Origin of the sequence: Pseudofrankia sp. DC12, assembly GCF_000966285.1 — a bacterium.
In the GTDB taxonomy this organism is placed as follows: domain Bacteria; phylum Actinomycetota; class Actinomycetes; order Frankiales; family Frankiaceae; genus Pseudofrankia.
Genome location: NZ_KQ031391.1, coordinates 2,367,846 through 2,385,919 on the forward strand (window position 1 = coordinate 2,367,846; position 18,074 = coordinate 2,385,919).

Sequence of the window (18,074 nt, forward strand, 5' to 3'; positions counted from 1 at the left end):
CGGTGACATACGACTACGCCACCTTCTCGACGCTCGCCGGGACGCCGACCCTGGCTCGCGGCGGGTCTGACTACCGGGTCGCCTACCGGCGCGTGATGGTGGGCCGCGAGCTGCGTCAGGTCCTGCCACTGCTCGTCGTGACCCTGGGCCTGTCGTCATTGTTCTTCGTCTGGCTGATCCAGCCTCAGCACTACCCTGACGGTCGCTATCTCCCGACCGGCGTCCGCGTCGGCAACGCCATCATGTTCTGGTTGATCGTGGTGACCGAGGGTATTCGCCTGCTGAATTCGATCACCCTGTGCTGGTCATCCGTCATCATGCGTAACCCGATACCGGTCCTGCCGATGCCCGGCCTGCGGGTCGCCTTCACGACCACGATTGTGCCGTCGAAGGAGCCGCTGGACGTCGTCCGCGACACGCTGATCGCCGCCCGCAACATCCAGTATGAGCGACCGATCGACGTATGGCTGCTGGACGAGGGTGACGACCCAGCCGTGCGGGCCATGTGCGAGGAGATCGGGGTACGGCATTTCAGCCGCAAGGGCGTTGCCGAATGGAACACCTCGGCGGGCCCGTTCCGGGCCAAGACCAAACACGGCAACCACAACTCATGGCTCGCCGCACACGGTGACGACTACGACGTGGTGCTCTCCGTCGACCCCGACCATATACCGCTACCAAACTTCGCGGACCGGATGCTCGGCTACTTCCGCGACCGGAACGTCGCCTTTGTGGTCGGCCCGCAGGTCTACGGGAACTTCCGGCACTATCTGACCCGGGGCGCGGAAGCGCAGAACTACATGTTCCACTCCGTGATACAGCGGGCGGCGAACCGGTTCGCCTCAGGCATGTTCGTCGGCACCAACCACGCCTACCGCGTCGCCACCTGGCGCCAGATCGGCGGCTTCCAGGACTCGATCACGGAAGATCTCGCGACCTCGCTCGCCGTACACAGCGCACGCAACCCGGACACCAACCACCGCTGGACCTCCGTGTACACGCCGGACGTCGTCGCGGTCGGCGAGGGCCCGGCGAGCTGGACCGATTTCTTCAACCAGCAGCTGCGTTGGGCCAGGGGTTCCAACGAGGTCATGGTCACAGACGCGCCGCGCCGGCTCAAGGCGCTCGACTGGGGGCCGCGGCTGCATTACCTGACGCTGATGCTGCACTATCCGACGATCGCCATCACCTGGATACTCGGCATGGCGCTGACAATCTTCTACATGGCGCTTGGGTCGACCGGCGTCGTGGTCCACGTGTCGGCCTGGCTGGCGCTCTACATCGACGTGTTCCTGGCCCGCCTCCTGCTCTATTTCTGGCTGCGGCGCTTCAACATCAGCCCGCATGAGGAAAAGGGCAGCGCCGGGATGTCCGGCATCTTCGTCTCGGTGCTCTGCACGCCGTTCTACTCGAGCGCGCTGATCGGCGCGCTGCTGCGCCGCAAGCTCGGTTTCGTGGTGACCCCCAAGGGCCGCGCCGCAAGCCCGGACCATCTGCTCACCTTCCGAAAGCATCTGTTCTGGGCGGCGATCTCGGCCGGGTCGATCATCGCGGCCGCGAGCCTCGGGCATATTTACCCGGCGAACCTCGTCTGGGCGTCGCTGTCGCTGCTCACCTGCGTCATTCCCATCGCGCTGTGGCTGGTCGAGCCGGTTCTCGCCCCGCGCCGGGCCAAATCGCCGAACCCGCTCCCCTCCGCGCACATACCCAGACAACGGGTCGATCCCACACGGCCCACGGGGGCGCCGGCCGCGCCCGGCTTCGGTACCGGAACGACCGACGCGACCGGTCCGCTGATCGGGCCTCTTCCACAACCGCCGGCCTTGTTGCCGCGCACCGCTGGTCTGGGCGAGACCATCGAGGCCCCCGACGACACGGGGATCGCGCACGTCCCGGCAATAGCCGCGGCGGCCGACCGGCGCGCGGCCACCGGGCCTCAGCCCGTCATCGCCCGTGGGAGTGACCTGGTGGACGCGGGCGTGCCAGCCGGCGTCCGTCCCATCGGCGTCACGGCCCAGGACGAGCGCAGCCCGACAGGCGACACCGCCGTGACAGCGCGTCCGGGCGAAGCCCGGCCCGAGGACGCACTGCCCGCCCCCGAAGAGCCGGCCCTCCCAAGCCCCTCCACGACCGGGGGCCTGCCCATCTACACCGAGGACGTGACACTCGTCCTGCATCCGCGCCGCCGCAGGGTGTCCCTCGATGGCCAGTTGGAGGAGATCACCTGATGGCGACGACGGAATGGTTGGGTGCGCCGCGCCGCCGACGCGTATTCCAGATTTGTTGCCTCGCCATCATCCTGGTGGCCGGCAACGGGCCGTTCGTCCGCGGCTGGGCGACGGACGAGTACGACAGCTGGAAAGCACACCAGCCGCAGTACGAGCGCCAGTACGGCCGGTGGGACGTGGTCGCGGACTCGAAGTCGAGGACCGTCCACGCGGCGCTCCTGCACAGCGGCAAGGTCCTGCTGATGTCCGGATCGGGCAACAGCCAGGACAACTTCGACGCGAAGAAGTTCACGACGCTGTTGTGGGACCCGACGGCGAACACGTTCCAGAACGTCTACACACCGTGGGACGTCTTCTGCGCCGGACATGCGTTCCTGCCCGACGGGGAGCTGCTGATCGCCGGCGGGACGAAGAAGTACGAGGTCCTGGCGCAGGACTCGCCGGACGGCAAGAAGCACGAGTACCAGGGGCTGAAGGACTCGTACGTCTTCAATCCGGATACCGAGCGCTACGAGAAGGTCGGCTCCCTGAACTATGCGCGGTGGTATCCGACGCTTGTCACGCTGGCCAACGGCGCCGTGGTAGCGGTGTCCGGGCTGAACGAGGACGGCCAGATCGATCCGGGTAACACCGAGTCCTTCGACCAGGCCACCCAGACCTGGATCACGCATCCGGACCTGGTTAAGGAGTTCCCGACCTACCCATCGCTGCTCCTCACCGCCGACGGCCGGTTGTTCTTCTCCGGCGCGAACGCCGGCTATGGGCCGGCAAGCCTCGCGGCCAGGCAGTCCGGCCTCTGGAACCTCACGAACAACGCATTCCAGCCGGTGCTGGGCCTGCCCCTGCCCGAACTCAACGAGACCGCTGGTACCGTGCTGCTGCCGCCGGCCCAGGAACAGAAAGTGATGTTCATCGGCGGCGGTGGCGTAGGGGACACCCAGACGTTGACCGCCAGGACGGCCATCGTCGACCTGAATTCATCCAACCCGGCCTGGCAGCGGGGCCCGGACCTGTCGGTCGCCAAGCGATACCCTGGCGCGGTGGTTCTGCCCGACGACACAGTGCTGGTCTCCGGCGGTTCTGCGGCGTACCGCGCCAAGGACTCCCTGACGGCGGAGATCTATCACCCCGACACCAACCAGTTCACGAGGGCCGCCGATCCGACCGTCGGCCGGGACTATCACTCCGAGTACCTTCTGCTACCTGACGGCCGGGTCGCGGTGTTCGGGTCGAACCCTCTCACCGACAACAACTTCTTCGAGACCCGCGTCGAGGTCTACTCACCCGCCTATCTCTTCCGCGGGGTCCGTCCCGTGATCCAGTCCGCGCCAGCGGCTGCCACCCGGGGCACGACGATCAACATCACTTCTTCCCAGAAGGTGTCGAAGGTGCGCCTGATCCGGGCGGGCGCGTACACCCATGTCACCGACACCGAGCAGCGGTCGGTGGAGTTGCCGATCGTGCAGCAGGCGAATGGCGTCGTCACGGTGAGCGTGCCGGACAACGCCAACCTGCTCCCGCCGGACTACTACATGCTCTTCGTCGACAATGGCGACAACGTTCCATCGGTGGCCAAGTGGGTGCAGGTCCACTGATCCGCGGCCGCCGTCTCGCCACCGCGCTGCTGGGTCTCGTGCTCAGCGGCTGTGGCGGCGTGAGCGCGACCGAGGACGCGCAGACGCCGGCCAGCGCGGCTCCCGAGGCCCGGTGCACAACCGGTGCTTCGGGAACCCCGGCTGTCGGGTCGGGCGCCACCGGGACCGTCCCTCGGGAGCCGTTTCTGGTGGACACCGCCAGCCAGGCGGCACTGCAGGCCGCGGCCGACCCGGCGCACGCGGCCGAGATCGCCCTGTTGGTGCGGACGCCGACCGCTTTCCCAGTCGGGGACTGGCTGACCGACGTGACCGGGCAGGTCCGCCGTCGGGCCGCGGCGGCCGTGGCAACCGGGTCCACCGCCGTCTTCATGGTCTATGCCATCCCACACCGGGACATCGGGGCTGGCTTCTCCTCCGGTGGATTCCGGACAGCGGAGGCCTACCGGGCCTTCACCCGCCAGGTCGCGGCCGGTATTGGGACTGCCCGCGCGGTCGTGGTCCTCGAGCCGGACTCGCTCGCGCAGCTCGACCAGCTGACGGCTGCCCAGCAGGCAGAACGCTACGGGCTGCTGAATGACGCCGTCGATGTCTACGGCCGGCTACCGGGTACCAGCGTCTACCTGGACGGAGCGAACTGCGGCTGGACACAGGCGTCCGTCATCGCCGAACGCCTGAAAAATGCCGGCGTGGGCCGTGCCCGTGGTTTCGCGGTCAACGTCGCCAACTACTACCGGACAACGGACGAGGTCACGCGCGGCGACGTGATTTCCGCGCTCACCGGCGGAGCGCACTTCGTCGTGGACACCTCACGCAACGGCCGAGGCGCCGTCAGCGGCATCGTCAACGCCTGGTGCAACCCTCCCGGCCGGGGGCTCGGCCCGGCACCGACAACAGACACCGGCGATCCCCGCGCCGACGCCTTTCTTTGGATCAAGACGCCGGGAGCCAGCGACGGGACCTGCGGCCGAGGTGACCCCGCGGCCGGGCAGTGGTGGCAGGCCCAGGCCGAAGAACTCGTCCGCAACGCCGAGGGGCACTGACAGCCGCCGGGCCGGGGCTCCGGGCACAGCCGAACCGACCAGGCGGCCTTGGGGCGGGCGACGGCCCTGCCGGCCCCGCGAGGTCCGCGGGGCCGGCACCCAGAAGCAGGCGGCGGCCGCTCTGGTAGTAGACTGCCGTCACCCGCAATCGCGGTCGTTGAGTGGGCCGTCCGGAGGTCTGGTGCGCAAAGCTACGCACCCTCGGGAGGCTCGTGCCGCGAATACCGGCGGCCATCGCCGGCCCGCGCGCCGCGGCGTTCGTCCGTTCTGGTCGCCTTCGACATCGCGACTGTGTTTCGTGCTCGCGGTGGTGCTCGCGGTATTCGGAGGATTCGTCCTCCAGAACCGGGTCCTCGCCGCCGGATCGACGGATACCGCGACGCTCGGTCCCGCGAGGTCGAATGCCACGCAGGTGCCCGGCGGAACGCTGGGTGCACTCATTGCCGCCACGCCGGCCGCGACCCAGTCGACCCAGTCGAGTCAGCCGACGGCCCAGGCGACACCGACCTCGGTTCCCACGACCGCGCCGGCGGCGGCCTCCCCGCGACCGGCTCCAGCCGTCCGAACGGATGACCCCTTCGGCGGCGCCACCTTCTACGTCGATCCGGAAAGCGACGCGGCAGCGGCTGTCCGCGCTCTACAGTCGTCGGCTCCGGCCGATGCCGCCACGTTGTCCCGGCTGGCGAACGGCTCGGCAGCCGCCTGGTTCGGGGATCACGACCCCGCCACGCTTCAGTCGAGGCTTTCGGCCTGGGTCGGCAAGCTACACGGGGCCGGCGCGCTGCCGGTCGTGGTCGCCTACGGCATACCGAACCGGGACTGCGGCGGCTATTCGGCCGGCGGGCTGGCGAGCCCGGACGCGTACCGGGCGTGGATCTCCGCATACGCGGCCGGCATCGGCCGCGGACCGGTCGCGGTGATCCTGGAGCCGGATGCCCTGGCCCAGATCGACTGCCTGTCGTCGGCCGATGCCCAGACCCGCTACGCGCTGCTCCGCTACGCGGTGGACACGCTCACGTCAGCGGGCGCCAGTGTGTATATCGACGCTGGCAACGCGAAATGGCACAACGCCTCCGACATGGTGGCCCGGCTTCGGCAGGCGGGTGTCGACCGTGCCCGCGGGTTCGCGCTGAACGTGTCGAACTTCGATGACACCGCCGATGAGCTGGCCTACGGTGACGCCATCGCCGGGGGGCTCGGTGGCGGCACACACTTCGTGATCGACACGTCCCGCAACGGTCAGGGGCGAGCACCGGACGGTGCTTGGTGCAACCCGCCCGGACGAGGCCTGGGCGCCCGGCCGACGGCGGCCACCGGCGATGCCCGGGCGGACGCGTTCCTGTGGATCAAAATCCCAGGCGAGTCAGACGGCACGTGCAACGGTGGACCGGGCGCGGGACAATGGTGGCTGGACTACGCATTGGGGCTCGCCCGTCGGTCGGTCTGAACGGCGCCACCGCGTGACCCGGCGATCAGCGTGCGCGCCCGAGCAGGGGCGCATCTCGCACGCCGCGCGCGACCCGTCGGATCCCTGTCGCCGCTCGCGCCGCGCGACAGGCTTCCCGGGACGGCTGCTCGGCAGAGCGCCACCGCGACCCGGCGCGCCGCTCGACTCAACGCGCGCCGGGTCGACGCCACGACCTACGACGAGGCCGCCGATTCGTGCTCACGAGGAAGGGGCACGGCGGCCAGCAGAGGGGCTGCCGGGCTCTGCTCCCAGATCGCCCACGGCCGCACGTCGGAGGCCCACAGCTCATCAAGGACCTGCCGGTCCTTCGCCGTGTCCATGGACCGCCAGAAGCCGGTATATGGATACGCGTGCAGAGCGCCGGCCCGAGCCAGGCGGCGGAACGGCTCGTCGACCAGATCCTCGCCGTCCCCCAACACCGAGAACACGTCAGGACGCATCACGAAGAACCCGCCGTTGACGAAGACCCGCTCGTCGGCGAGCGGGCCTATCGCCTCGACGGCGCTCGTGCCCGGGCGCATCCGGATCGAATGCAATGACGACGGCGGCGGAACCGCCAGCATCGTCGCGACGGCCCCGGTCCGCCGGGCCGCCTCGATCATGTCCGGCAGCGGGACATCGGAAAGGCCGTCGGCATAGTTCGCCAGGAAGAGATCTTCGTCGGCGACGAGATCCCGGGCCGCCTTCAGCCGTTGCCCGACAAGCGCATCCAGGCCGCTGTCCAGTACCGTCACCCGCCAGCCGGCCGCCATACCGTCCAGAAGATGGTGCGTGACCACCCCCGGACAGGGCGTCGGCTCGTCCCTCCGGTGCTCGCTCAGCTGCTGCACCCAGGCACGCACGAATTCCGCACGGAAACCGACGCAAAGAATGAAGTCGTTGTGCCCATGCGCCGCGTACCAGTTCATGAGGTGCCACAGGACAGGGCGCCCACCAACCGGGTGCAGCGGCTTCGGTGCATCGGTCGCCCGCTTCGGCGCGAAACGTCGAGTCGAATCCGTCTCCAGGAGCCGCTGCCCCTGGCCACCACAGAACAGAACGACCTTCACTCGTTGCTCTCTTTTCCCCGCCGCTCTACGCGGCAGACAGAACACTCCTCGGTACGCAAGAAAGCGCACGCTCCGCCGAGACCTTTCTGGCAGATCCGGCGGGTATCTGAATCTCCCCTCCCACCCAGGCCTGGCCACGCCAGACCAGGCGGTGGGCCCCGCCTTTCAGGACACCCGCCCCGAGGCTGCCTCCACCCCTCCCCAGAGAATATGTACCCTGCCCGCACCACAGAATCAACTCTCCCCGAGCGGAAGATACGGCCGCCCTCAAATGCAACCTCCCCTGTTCATGGGTCCCGGGTTCCGGGCCCGCGAGGCCACCGTGTCGGTGATCCGCGCCGAGGGGGTCCTGGCAGCGGCTCCGAAGTCCTGTGACACTAACCACTCGCCACCTCGGACCACTCGGCGAGCCACCGTTCCGGATCATCACACCAAGGCCGCCTCGACGTCTTCCCAAGGGGTTTCGCCCGCCGAGACCGCGCGGACAACTCTCCCCAAGCGTAAGGCCAAGCCTTTCGCAAACAGAAGGCCTACCCTTCCTGGAGGTAAGGTTTTGGTGCCCTGTGGCAGTTCCGTACCGATGATTCACACGGGCCCGAGAAGGAGATCGACCAGTTCGGAGAGCGACCACACTGCGACTGTTCGCCAGAGGCTGCGCCGCACAGCCGCAAGAGTGCGGTCGCGGACCGGCCTCCTGGGGGTCGCTTATCGGGCCGGTGCGGCTGTGCGGTTACCGTCAAGGAGACGAGTACCGTGTGGACTTGACCGAACGGCGCGGAAGGCAACCGGAACACGGTCCGAAGTGATCCGGGCCGTTCAATTCGACCGGCAGGAGCGTGAAGTGTGGACCGTGGTCCTTTGAGACTTCCTCGGCCGGCGTGCCGGTGAACCGGTCGAGAGTCTCGACGCTGTTGGCGCCCAAGCGGTCGCGTAGGCACGGATAGTCACCGTGATCGAGCTTCTACCCGCACTGCCTGTCGAGGGCCAGCACTACCGTGTAGTGGCTCTCGGCGCTCATTCCGACGATCTCGAGATCGGTGCCGGCGGGACCATCATCAGCATGCTGGCCGCGCACCCGGACACGGCCGTGCACTGGGTCGTTCTGTCTGCCGTTGGCGGCCGGCGAGACGAGGCGGCCGCCAGCGCGCGCGCGTTGCTGGGCGGTTCGCTCGCCGCGCTGCACCTGCACTCGTTCCGGGACGGGTTCGTCCCGGCCGACTGGGCCGCGGCGAAGGAGGTACTGCTCGGTGTCGCGCGCGAGGTCCGGCCGGACATCGTCCTGGCGCCGTCCGTCGGGGACTACCACCAGGACCACCGGGCCCTGGCGGAGCTGGCCTGGCAGGCTTTCCGAGGCGCGCTGATACTCGAGTACGAGATCCCGAAGTGGGACGGGGACCTGAGCCGCCCGTCGCTGTACGTCCCGCTCGCCGAGGACGTCGTCGACGCGAAGATCGAGCATCTGCATCGGCACTTCCGCAGCCAGCTCGGCAAGCCCTGGTTTGACGAGGAGCTGTTCCGGTCGATCCTGCGGCTACGGGGTGTGGAATCCGGCAACCGGTACGCAGAGGCATTCGGTGCCCGGAAGCTGGCTCTCCGCTGGCCAGGACACGCCAGGTGACAGGATACTCACCGTCAGGCTGGCCACTGCGTGGGCGATCACGCCGTAGGCGGTGCCCATCACGTTCGACGGCGCTGCCGCGCGGGTCATGCTCCAGACCGGCATGACCCGCGCACCGCCGCGACTGACAGCACGCTCCTAGTCGAGCAGGTCGGGCTCGCGGCGCACGATCCGGTCGTACAGAGGCTGGAAGTTGAGCCAACCGGTGAGCGAGTTGCCGGTGAGGCCATGGGCCACCTGAGCGTGCTCGGGCGGAATCTGCTTCACCTTGCCGACGGCTTTCGCCACCAGCTGCGCCTGCGCGGACCGCTCCATGGCGATGAACCACCAGACCGCGGCGTCGACGGACTCGCCGACGGTCAGCAGGCCATGGTTCGCGAGGATGACGGCCTTGGACCCACCAAGCGCGGCGGCGATCCGCTTGCCCTCATCAACATCGAACACGGGCCCGTTGTAGTCGTCGAACACGCTGTGGTCCTCGTAGAAGGCACAGGCATCCTGCGTGATCGGCTCGATCAGGTCGCCAAGCGTCGACAAGGCCCGGCCGTAGATGGAGTGGCTGTGCGCGGCAGCGATCACGTCTGGGCGGGCCTGGTGGATCTGGGAGTGGATCGCGAATGCCGACGGGTTCGCGGGGTAACGGCCCTCGACGGTCTCCCCGCTCTCGTTGACGAGGATCAGGTCGCTCACCCGGGCGTGCGAGAACGCGACCCCGAACGGGTTCACCCAGAAGTGATCGGTCAGCTCGGGATCGCGGGCAGTGATATGTCCCGCGATCCCTTCCTCGAAGCCGAACCAGCCGAAGATGCGCAGTGCCGCGGCAAGCCGCTGCTTGCGGTGCTGGCGCTCCTGCTCGGCGGTCTCGAAGGTTGGCGGAAGCCGGAAGATCAGATTGTCAGCCATGTCACTAGCGCACCACATCGCTCCTGGCGTCCGAGAGCTGGGCTCCTCGCGGAGCTCGCGCGCACCGCGGCCGGCTACCTCGAGGCGGGCCCGCGACAGCCGGATCGTGCATGCCGCGACCGTCGTTCCCGATGCCCCATGTGAAGGGATCCCGTTCATGAACGCTTCGGCAGACCGCCCCGGCAGGCGGCGCCGACGGACGCATCCGGTGGTGACGCTCACGGTCCTGGGCGCCGCCGTCCTCGTCCTGACCGCGGCCCTCGCCGGCTGCGGCGGCTCGTCGGCTTCGTCAACGGGGGTGGTCAATCTCGACGACGCCCCCAAGGCCGCCGGCCTGCGGGGCCCCGAGCTGGCTACTCCGCTTCCCATGCCGGACATCCGGCTGACGGACACGGCCGGAAGGCCCTACGACGTGAAAGCGGCGACCGGCGGCAAGCTGACCTTCGTCTACTTCGGCTATACCCACTGCCCGGACGTCTGCCCGACCACGATGGCCGACATCGCCCGCGCGCTCGACCTCGTCCCGGCGGCCGACCGCGGCCGGGTCGCGGTCGTGTTCATCACCACCGACCCCGACCGGGACACCGGGCCGGTGATCCGGTCATGGCTGGACCAGTTCAACCCGTCCTTCGTCGGCCTGCGTGGGCCATTGGCGCAGGTGGCCGACTACGCCGGACAGCTCGGCGTCCCACTGGCCGCGCCGCAGCGCCAGGCCGACGGGACGGTCACGGTCGACCACGGCGCCCAGGTCACCGCCTTCAGCCCGGACGGCACCGCACGCACCGTCTACCTGGCGAACACCCAGGTCGAGGACTACGCGCACGACATCCCGCTGCTACTGAAGGAGACACAGTGACCGCCGCGCGGCTGCCTGCCCCGCCGCCGTCGCAGGCCGGGCATGACAAGACCGCGCCCGCGACCGGTGCGGAGCCTGCACCGCCACCCCCGCCGTCATCCGCGGTCGGGGAGGCGCCGGCTCGGGACGCCTCGGCACCCGCCGAGCAACCGCCGCCCCGACGGCTCGGCCGGCGGGCGTTCCTCGGCGGAGCGGGGCTGGTCGGCGCTGGCGGGATCGCCGGCGCGGTCGCCGGCGGACTGGCTCAGCGCGGCACCGGGCCAGCGGCCACCCCGGTCGGGGTGGCTCGCGAGCGCGCCCAGGCCGTCGCCGCTGTACGCCCAGGCCTGGTACACCAGCCGGGGATCGTCGAACCGCCGCCCGCACACCTGGTGTTCACCGCCTACGACCTGACCTCCAAAACCAGCGTGGCCGGTTGCCGCGCCGCGCTGACCTCCGTTCTCACAGCATGGACCGGCGCGGCCCGTACGCTCATGACTGGCGCCCAGCCCGCCGCGGCCGGGGGGCGCGCCCTCGGCCTGGCGCCGTCCGCGCTGACGGTCACTATCGGCCTGGGCCCCTCGGCATTGCGCCTCGCCGGCCTGACCAGCCGGATCCCGCCTCAGCTGGCCCCGATTCCGGGCTTCCCGCACGATCATCTCGACGCAGCCCGAAGCGGCGGAGACATCGCCGTGCAGATCTGCGCGGAGGATCCGATGGTCGTCGTCTCGGCCGCGCGATACCTCGACACGCTCGCCAAGGCTGACGCGACTCCGCGCTGGACCCAGCACGGCTTCCGCCGCACTGCCGCCGCCGCGGCCGACCCGACCGGAACCCCGCGAAACCTGATGGGCCAGCTCGACGGCACCGACAACCCTGTCGTCGGCACCCCCGACTTCGACCAGGCCGTGTGGGCCGACTCCACGGCACCGGCCTGGATGGCCGGCGGCAGCTACCTCGTCGCCCGCCGGATCCGGATGGATCTCGACCGATGGGACCTGATCTCCACCAGTGGCCAGGAGCAGATCATCGGCCGGAGCAAGGCCACCGGCGCCCCGCTGACCGGCGGCAGCGAGCACACCGACCCGGACTTCACCGCCACCGGCTCCGACGGCAATCTGGAGATCCCGGCCAACGCCCACATCCGGCTGGCCCACCCGCAGTCCAACAACGGGGTTCGGATGCTGCGCCGCGGCTACTCGTATCACGACGGCCTCGACGCCGCCGGCCAGCTCGACGCCGGCCTCTTCTTCCTGGCCTACCAGGCAGACCCATTGGTGGCCTTCACCGCCATCCAAAGCAAGCTCGACCGCCTCGACGCACTGTCCGCCTTCATCCGCCACACCGGCAGCGCGCTGTTCGCCATTCCAGCAGCCGCGCCGACCGATGGATATGTCGGCCAGCAGCTGCTGGAGGGCTGATGATCGCATGCTGACGTCAGGGTCCACCACGATGCCGATCAATCGCTCCCTGGCTGCCGCGGGCCGGACCTGCCGGCTGGCCAGGCGGGCCGTTCCCATCAGTCTGCTGGTCGCCGCGCTGCTGGTGGCCGGCTGCGCCGCTGCCGGCTCCCGCCCGACCACGCCAAACGGCGCCGCGGCCGGGCCGCGCGGCACGGCGCCCGGGATACCTCCGGCCACAGATCCAGCCGCCGCGGCCGACACCGGCAGCGGCGACCTCGGCAGCCTGCGCATCCGCGGCGCCTACATCCCGCAACAGGCGTCGCCAGATGTCGCGGCCGCCTACTTCACCATCGAGAATGACGGCAAGGCCGACGACGACCTCATTTCGGCGACCACCCCCGCCGCCCGCTCGGTGAGCCTGCACACCACCGTCGACCACGGCGGCGCCGCGACGATGGTCCCCCTGACCGGGCTGACCATCCCCGCGCATGGCACGGCCGCACTCACCGTCGGCCACGCCCATCTCATGCTGGTGAACCCGGTCCGAATGCTGACAAAGGGGCAACGGGTTACCCTTACGCTCAGCTTCGCCCATGCCGGCCGGCTGCAGCTCGTTGTCCCCGTCGTCGGCTTCACCGGCCCGAATGACACCGGCGAGGACGTCGGCGGCATGGGAAACATGCCTGGAATGGGTGAATAGCGCGCCCAGGCTGCCTCTCCCCCATGCGCCCTCGTTCAGGGCGCCGGGACTTCTGGGGTTCGGGCAACCGGGTGGTCGCGGCTGGCCGCACCGCGCCGGGACGGGGACCACGACGGTGGCGGTCAGCCGGCCGAGGCCGCTGTCCGGGGCGCGGCGAGCTTGGCCAGGCGTTCCTTGGTGGGGCGGCGGACGTCGCGGATGACCCTGGTCAGCTCGAGCGCCTTGATGATGTAGAAGCTCGTGTCGATCTGCCACGGGCGCACCCCGTGCCGCGCGGATGTCGGCTCGGCGTGGTGCAGGTTGTGCCAGGACTCGCCCATCGACGGCAGGCACATCCACCACACGTTGCCGGAACGGTCGCGCGAGCGGTACGGCCTCCTGCCCACTACGTGACAGATGCTGTTGACCGACCAGGTGGTGTGGTGAAGCAGCGCCACCCGCACCAGGCCGCCCCAGAAGAAGGCACGGACCGCTGCCTCGAAGGAGCCTTCCCACAGCCCGCCGATGAGGGCCGGCAGCGCGAGGCTCACGAACGCGCAGCCGGCGAACGTCCGGCTCACCAACACGATGTCCTTGTCGTCCAGCAGGTCCGGCGCGTACTTGCGCTGGTCGGTCTGCTCAACGTCGAACAACCAGCCGATGTGCGCGTGCCACAGGCCCTTCGTCAGCGCCCGCGCGCCGGGGCCGAACCGCCACGGGGAGTGCGGGTCGCCCTCCTGGTCGCTGTACGCGTGATGGCGGCGGTGGTCGGCGACCCACCGGATGACCGGGCCCTCGATCGCCATGTTGCCGAACACCGCGAGCAGGATTCGGACGGGCCGCGACGTCTTGAAGCCGCGGTGCGTGAAGTACCGGTGGAAGCCCACCGTGACGCCGTGGCCGGTGATGCCATACATGAACACCGCGATCACCAGGTCGTGCCAGGTGATCCAGTGATCCCACAGCAGCGGGACGGCGGCGATCAGCGCCGCGATCGGAACGAAGATGATGCTGGCCAGCACCATCTGCTCGGTCCGAGCTTTGATCATCCAGCGAGGCGCGCTGGTGTGCTCGCTGCGGGTCGCGCGCGGGGCCCCCGCCGCGGGAACTGAGCCCACACCCACCCCGCCTCGCCCATCCGGCGGACTGGAATCCGTAGGCTGCACCGTCTCGGTCGCGGTCATCGCGGCATCCTGTCTGTCGCGGCAGGTCCACACATTGGCCCTGTTGGGCTCACGGTAACGGCCCCCGGGGTGCGTCTGTGCGCGTGCCGGCAACCGCGACGCAAACTCTTTCGGTCTTGTCGTGGGCTCTTACTACCCGTCCCCGGCACAGTTACGGCCCGCCCGGAGATACCTCCCGCTAGTGACGTTCTGTACCCAGGTGAGCCTGCGTGCCCGCGACCGTCTACCGCGAAGGTCGCGCCCCGGCCAGCGAGTCATGGGAGAGCGCCAAACCCGACAGTCAACCTGCGCCACAGACCGGCGGCTGGGCGAGCCAGCCCGGACACCACGGGCCGGCCGTGGGGCGCCAGAGAGTGTCATCTACTGCCGGGTAGCTGCCGGCCTCGCCCGCCGGCCGCGCGCGGTCCCGGCAGCGGCAGATTCGGTCCGAGCACGGATCATGGATCATGGATCATCGCCCATGATTTGACGCCGCCGCAGCGCGGCGCGAAAGACGCCGAAGCCGCGCCCCGGGGAAAACCGGCCGAAGAGCCGAGAACGGAGGCGACAAACTTTCGCGGCGCGCGGGACCGACTTTCAGGGTCAAGAAAACGAGGCAGCCGCGCCAATCGTGACGCACTTCCGCCAACGGGGAGAACAGGGGGAACGCGGCGATGCCGTCGACCATGGGCCGGCCGGCGGCAACGGCCAGCTCCGCCGCCACGACTCGAACGTGGACTAAGAGAACCAAAATCTCCTGTGCTGCCGATTACACTACAGCGGACCGTGAAATCAGAAGAAGTCTACCATCGCCGGGTCGCGCGTACTGAATTTCGACAGCCGCTCGCGCCGCCGGCCGGCCGGCGGTGGATTCCCAGGCGCCGGGCCCGCCCAGGCCCCGACCGACCGGGGCCCGGGCAGATCCGGCCGTATGCCCGGCGCCCCCGCGCGAGCCCGCGGCCGGCCCGCCACGCGCACCGTCTCCCCAACCGCCACGCCTGCCGGTGCGCCGCCACGGCGTTGCCGGATTTCCATGGGCTCGCGAAGTTTCACGGGAGATCTCCGTGCGTGTCCCGGCGAAATGGCGACGGTGGTGGACCGCCGAGGAGCGGCGCGCTAGTAGGGTGATGGCGTCGGCCGGCCGCGCGGGCCAGGGTGCCGGGAGCCGGCCGCGGCCCCCCTGGCCGCGGACGCATCGGCCGCTCAGTCCTTGGTTGACCTGTCGCGGTGCCGGGGCCTCGCTCCCCGGCGCGGATCTCTACGGGAGCGCTCGTGACGCAGGCACGTCTGGCGGCCACCATCGTCCTGGCGGCGGGCGCCGGTGCGCGAATGCGGTCGTCCAAGCCGAAGGTGCTGCACAGCGTCGGCGGGCGGACCCTGCTCGACCACGTGCTGGCCGCCGCGGCACCGCTGGGAGCGCCGGACACGGTCGTGGTCGTCGGGCACGGCCGCGAGACGGTGGCGGAGTCGCTGGAAGGGCGCCACGGGCTGCGCCTGGTCGTGCAGGACCGGCAGGGCGGCACCGGGCACGCGGTCCGCGCGGCGATGGACGTCCTGGACGGCCTGCGCTCGGCGGACGCCGTCGCGGTGCTTCCAGGCGACACCCCGCTGCTCACGCGGGCGACGCTGGCCAAGCTGGTACGCCTGCACACCGGCTGCGCGGCCGCGGCGAGCGTGCTGACCGCGGTCGTCGATGACCCGACGGGCTACGGCCGCATCGTCCGCGACAGCTCCTCGATCCCCAGACCGGCGACCGGTGCGGACACCCCGGCAGGCGCGGCGCCGGGCGGCTCAGTCCTGGCGATCGTCGAGCAGCGGGACGCCGACCCGGCCACCGCCGCGATCCGCGAGATCAACGCGGGCGTCTACGTCTTCACCGTCGGCGCGCTGCGCTCGGCACTGAGCCGGCTGACGACGGACAACGCGCAGGGCGAGGAGTACCTCACCGACGTGATCGGCCTGCTGGTCGCCGGCGGCGAGTCAGTGTCGGCCCACGTCACGCCGGACGCCACGGAGATCGCCGGGGTGAACGACCGGGTGCAGCTGGCCGCGGCCGGCGCGGCGCTGCGAGACCGGCTGGCCGCCGCGGCGATGCTCGCGGGCACCACGATCGTCGACCCGGCGACGACCTGGATCGACGCCGACGTGACCTTCGAGCCCGACAGCACGGTGCTGCCGAACACCCATCTGCGCGGCGCGACCCATCTGGCGGCGGGCAGCGTCGTCGGGCCGGACACCACGTTGACCGACACGACCGTCGGGGCGGAGGCCTGCGTGGAACGCAGCACGGTCACCCAGTCGTGGATCGGGCCGGGCGCCAGCGTCGGGCCCTACGCCCATCTGCGGCCGGGCACCCGGCTGGGCGCGAACGGCCGGATCGGCGCCTACGTGGAGACGAAGGCCGCCGAGATCGGCGCCGAGACGAAGGTGCCGCACCTGGCCTACGTCGGTGACGCCATCATTGGCGAGCGGTCGAACATCGGGTGCAGCACCGTGTTCGCGAACTATGACGGGGTGCACAAGCATAAGACCGTGATCGGCTCGGATGTCAGGATCGGCAGCGACACCGTACTGGTGGCGCCGGTCGTCGTCGGCGACGGCGCCTACACCGGTGCCGGGGCGATCGTCAAGCAGGACGTCGCTCCAGGTGCGCTCGCCATCACCGAGGGGCGGCAGCGCACCATCGAAGGCTGGGTCGAGCGTTCCCGGCCCGGGACGGCGGCCGCCCTGGCCGCCCGCCGGGCACAGGAGACGTCGGCGACAAAAGAGGCACTCGCGGCCGCGGAGCCGCTAACCATGAACTAGGCCACATCACCCCGCTACGATCCCGGATCGCTGGCTTTACCGCCCCGGTCCACGGAACCTAGCTGGCTGGTCGGGGCCTGCATGGGCCGGAGGACACGTCAAGGAGTAACGCGGTGGGCTACCAGACGGAGAACCGGCGCAACCTCATGCTCTTCACGGGCCGAGCCCACCCCGAGCTCGCCGCCGAGGTGGCGTCGACCCTGGGCGTACGCACGGTACCGACCAGCGCCTACGACTTCGCCAACGGAGAGATCTTCGTTCGGTTCCAGGAGTCGGTGCGCGGCTGCGACGCGTTCGTGCTGCAGGCGCACTCAGCCCCGGTGAACACCTGGCTGATGGAACAGCTGATCATGGTTGACGCGCTGAAGCGCGCGTCGGCCAAGCGGATCACCGTCGTGGCGCCGTTCTACCCGTACGCGCGGCAGGACAAGAAGCACCGCGGCCGGGAGCCGATCTCCGCCCGGCTGATCGCCGACCTGTTCAAGACCGCCGGAGCGGACCGGCTGATGTCCGTCGACCTGCACACCGCGCAGATCCAGGGCTTCTTCGACGGCCCGGTCGACCACCTGTTCGCGCTGCCGCTGCTCGCCGACTACATCGAGCGCAGGGTGGACGCGGCCGAGGTCACCATCGTCGCGCCCGACTCGGGCCGGGTCCGGGTCGCTGAGCGCTGGACCGACCGGCTGAGCTGCCCGCTGGCGATCATCCACAAGCGCCGCGACAAGGACGTCCCGAACCAGGTCAAGATGTTCGAGGTCGTCGGCCAGGTCGCCGGACGGACCTGCGTCATCGTCGACGACATGATCGACACCGCCGGCACCATCACCAAGGCGGCCGAGGCGCTGAAGGCCAACGGCGCGGCGACCGTGATCGCCGCGGCCACCCACGGCGTGCTGTCCGGCCCGGCCATCGACCGGCTGAAGAACTCGCCGATCAGCGAGGTCGTGCTGACCAACACGCTGCCGCTGCCGGCCGACGCCCAGATCGACAAGATCACCGAGCTGTCGATCGCCCCGCTGCTGGCAGCCGCGATCCGCGAGGTCTTCGAGGACGGCTCCGTAACCAGCCTCTTCGGCGGCGACGCCTAAGGCGGGTCGGCCGGAACGGGCGCGGAGCGCCCCAGACCTCCCAGATCGGCTCCGCCGATCCGGCAGGAACCCCGGGCCGACCCGCCGGCTCGGGCGCCGAGCGCCCTCGCCAACCCTGAATCGAGGTGGATCCGGAGACCGGGGGCGAGCGCGGCCCAGGGTCGGGATCTTGGCTGGGTTCCGCGCGCGTGGTCGGGATC

At 70.0% G+C, this 18,074-nt stretch carries 13 protein-coding genes and 1 tRNA gene; 10 read left to right on the top strand and 4 right to left on the bottom strand.

The genetic code is table 11. The annotated features are described in order from the left end of the window. Positions 1–2 precede the first annotated feature (2 nt). The 4 genes from FRADC12_RS09560 (at position 3) to FRADC12_RS09575 (ending at position 6,310) form a co-directional block, all read left to right on the top strand. Entirely contained in the window at positions 3–2,228 is a 2,226-nt protein-coding gene (locus FRADC12_RS09560; RefSeq protein ID WP_045876405.1) for a glycosyltransferase family 2 protein, read from the top strand. Further along, positions 2,228–3,823 (top strand): galactose oxidase early set domain-containing protein, encoded by a 1,596-nt coding sequence (locus FRADC12_RS09565; protein ID WP_045876406.1) that lies wholly within the window; start codon positions 2,228–2,230, stop codon positions 3,821–3,823. Before FRADC12_RS09560 ends, FRADC12_RS09565 begins: the two co-directional genes overlap by 1 nt. Further along, positions 3,805–4,863 carry a glycoside hydrolase family 6 protein gene (locus tag FRADC12_RS09570; protein ID WP_232303700.1) on the top strand — a complete coding sequence of 353 codons (1,059 nt, stop codon included), beginning with the start codon at positions 3,805–3,807 and terminating at the stop codon, positions 4,861–4,863. The genes FRADC12_RS09565 and FRADC12_RS09570 overlap by 19 nt, the downstream gene beginning before the upstream one ends. A 298-nt stretch (positions 4,864–5,161) precedes the next feature. Then, entirely contained in the window at positions 5,162–6,310 is a 1,149-nt protein-coding gene (locus FRADC12_RS09575) for a glycoside hydrolase family 6 protein (RefSeq protein WP_232303701.1), read from the top strand. A gap of 194 nt (positions 6,311–6,504) precedes the next feature. Here FRADC12_RS09575 and FRADC12_RS09580 read toward each other — a convergent pair whose 3' ends face one another. Further along, positions 6,505–7,380, bottom strand: a complete 876-nt coding sequence (locus FRADC12_RS09580) for a glycosyltransferase family protein (protein WP_045876407.1) — start codon at positions 7,378–7,380, stop codon at positions 6,505–6,507. A 949-nt stretch (positions 7,381–8,329) separates the two neighbouring features. Here FRADC12_RS09580 and FRADC12_RS09585 point away from each other — a divergent pair. Beyond that, positions 8,330–8,998 carry a PIG-L deacetylase family protein gene (locus FRADC12_RS09585; protein WP_045876408.1) on the top strand — a complete coding sequence of 223 codons (669 nt, stop codon included), beginning with the start codon at positions 8,330–8,332 and terminating at the stop codon, positions 8,996–8,998. 138 nt (positions 8,999–9,136) lie between these two features. Here the strand turns inward: FRADC12_RS09585 and FRADC12_RS09590 are convergent, their stop codons facing one another. Next, positions 9,137–9,901 (bottom strand): class II aldolase/adducin family protein, encoded by a 765-nt coding sequence (locus FRADC12_RS09590; RefSeq protein ID WP_232303702.1) that lies wholly within the window; start codon positions 9,899–9,901, stop codon positions 9,137–9,139. A 157-nt stretch (positions 9,902–10,058) separates the two neighbouring features. Here FRADC12_RS09590 and FRADC12_RS09595 point away from each other — a divergent pair, with 157 nt between their 5' ends. Genes FRADC12_RS09595 through FRADC12_RS28215 form a run of 3 tightly spaced genes read left to right on the top strand, consistent with a single transcriptional unit; the run spans position 10,059 to position 12,839 of the window. Further along, positions 10,059–10,757, top strand: a complete 699-nt coding sequence (locus FRADC12_RS09595) for an SCO family protein (protein ID WP_045876410.1) — start codon at positions 10,059–10,061, stop codon at positions 10,755–10,757. After that, on the top strand, positions 10,754–12,157 hold the full coding sequence (locus FRADC12_RS09600) for a Dyp-type peroxidase (RefSeq protein WP_232303703.1): 1,404 nt from the start codon (positions 10,754–10,756) through the stop codon (positions 12,155–12,157). Before FRADC12_RS09595 ends, FRADC12_RS09600 begins: the two co-directional genes overlap by 4 nt. Positions 12,158–12,164: 7 nt before the next feature. Then, positions 12,165–12,839: a copper chaperone PCu(A)C gene (locus FRADC12_RS28215; RefSeq protein ID WP_052710784.1), complete on the top strand. Its 675-nt coding sequence runs from the start codon at positions 12,165–12,167 to the stop codon at positions 12,837–12,839. 122 nt (positions 12,840–12,961) lie between these two features. Here FRADC12_RS28215 and FRADC12_RS09610 read toward each other — a convergent pair whose 3' ends face one another. After that, on the bottom strand, positions 12,962–14,002 hold the full coding sequence (locus FRADC12_RS09610; RefSeq protein ID WP_045879326.1) for an acyl-CoA desaturase: 1,041 nt from the start codon (positions 14,000–14,002) through the stop codon (positions 12,962–12,964). A 691-nt stretch (positions 14,003–14,693) separates the two neighbouring features. Continuing rightward, a tRNA-Gln gene (locus tag FRADC12_RS09615) sits at positions 14,694–14,765 on the bottom strand. Positions 14,766–15,253: 488 nt separating this feature from the next. On the opposite strand from FRADC12_RS09615, the gene glmU reads away from it, so the two are divergent. Both glmU and FRADC12_RS09625 read left to right on the top strand, forming a co-directional pair. Beyond that, on the top strand, positions 15,254–16,786 hold the full coding sequence (gene glmU / locus FRADC12_RS09620) for a bifunctional UDP-N-acetylglucosamine diphosphorylase/glucosamine-1-phosphate N-acetyltransferase GlmU (RefSeq protein WP_084010549.1): 1,533 nt from the start codon (positions 15,254–15,256) through the stop codon (positions 16,784–16,786). A 113-nt stretch (positions 16,787–16,899) separates the two neighbouring features. Beyond that, positions 16,900–17,874, top strand: coding sequence for a ribose-phosphate diphosphokinase (locus tag FRADC12_RS09625; protein WP_045876411.1), 975 nt, complete (start codon positions 16,900–16,902; stop codon positions 17,872–17,874). The last annotated feature ends 200 nt before the right edge of the window (positions 17,875–18,074 follow it).

What these genes read in the sequence shown, in the direction of transcription:
- FRADC12_RS09565 (WP_045876406.1), top strand. Translation starts at nt 2,228, where the DNA reads ATGGCGACGACGGAATGGTTGGGTGCGCCGCGCCGCCGACGCGTATTC.
- FRADC12_RS09590 (WP_232303702.1), bottom strand. Translation starts at nt 9,901, where the DNA reads ATGGCTGACAATCTGATCTTCCGGCTTCCGCCAACCTTCGAGACCGCC.
- FRADC12_RS09595 (WP_045876410.1), top strand. Translation starts at nt 10,059, where the DNA reads ATGAACGCTTCGGCAGACCGCCCCGGCAGGCGGCGCCGACGGACGCAT.
- FRADC12_RS28215 (WP_052710784.1), top strand. Translation starts at nt 12,165, where the DNA reads ATGCTGACGTCAGGGTCCACCACGATGCCGATCAATCGCTCCCTGGCT.
- FRADC12_RS09610 (WP_045879326.1), bottom strand. Translation starts at nt 14,002, where the DNA reads ATGACCGCGACCGAGACGGTGCAGCCTACGGATTCCAGTCCGCCGGAT.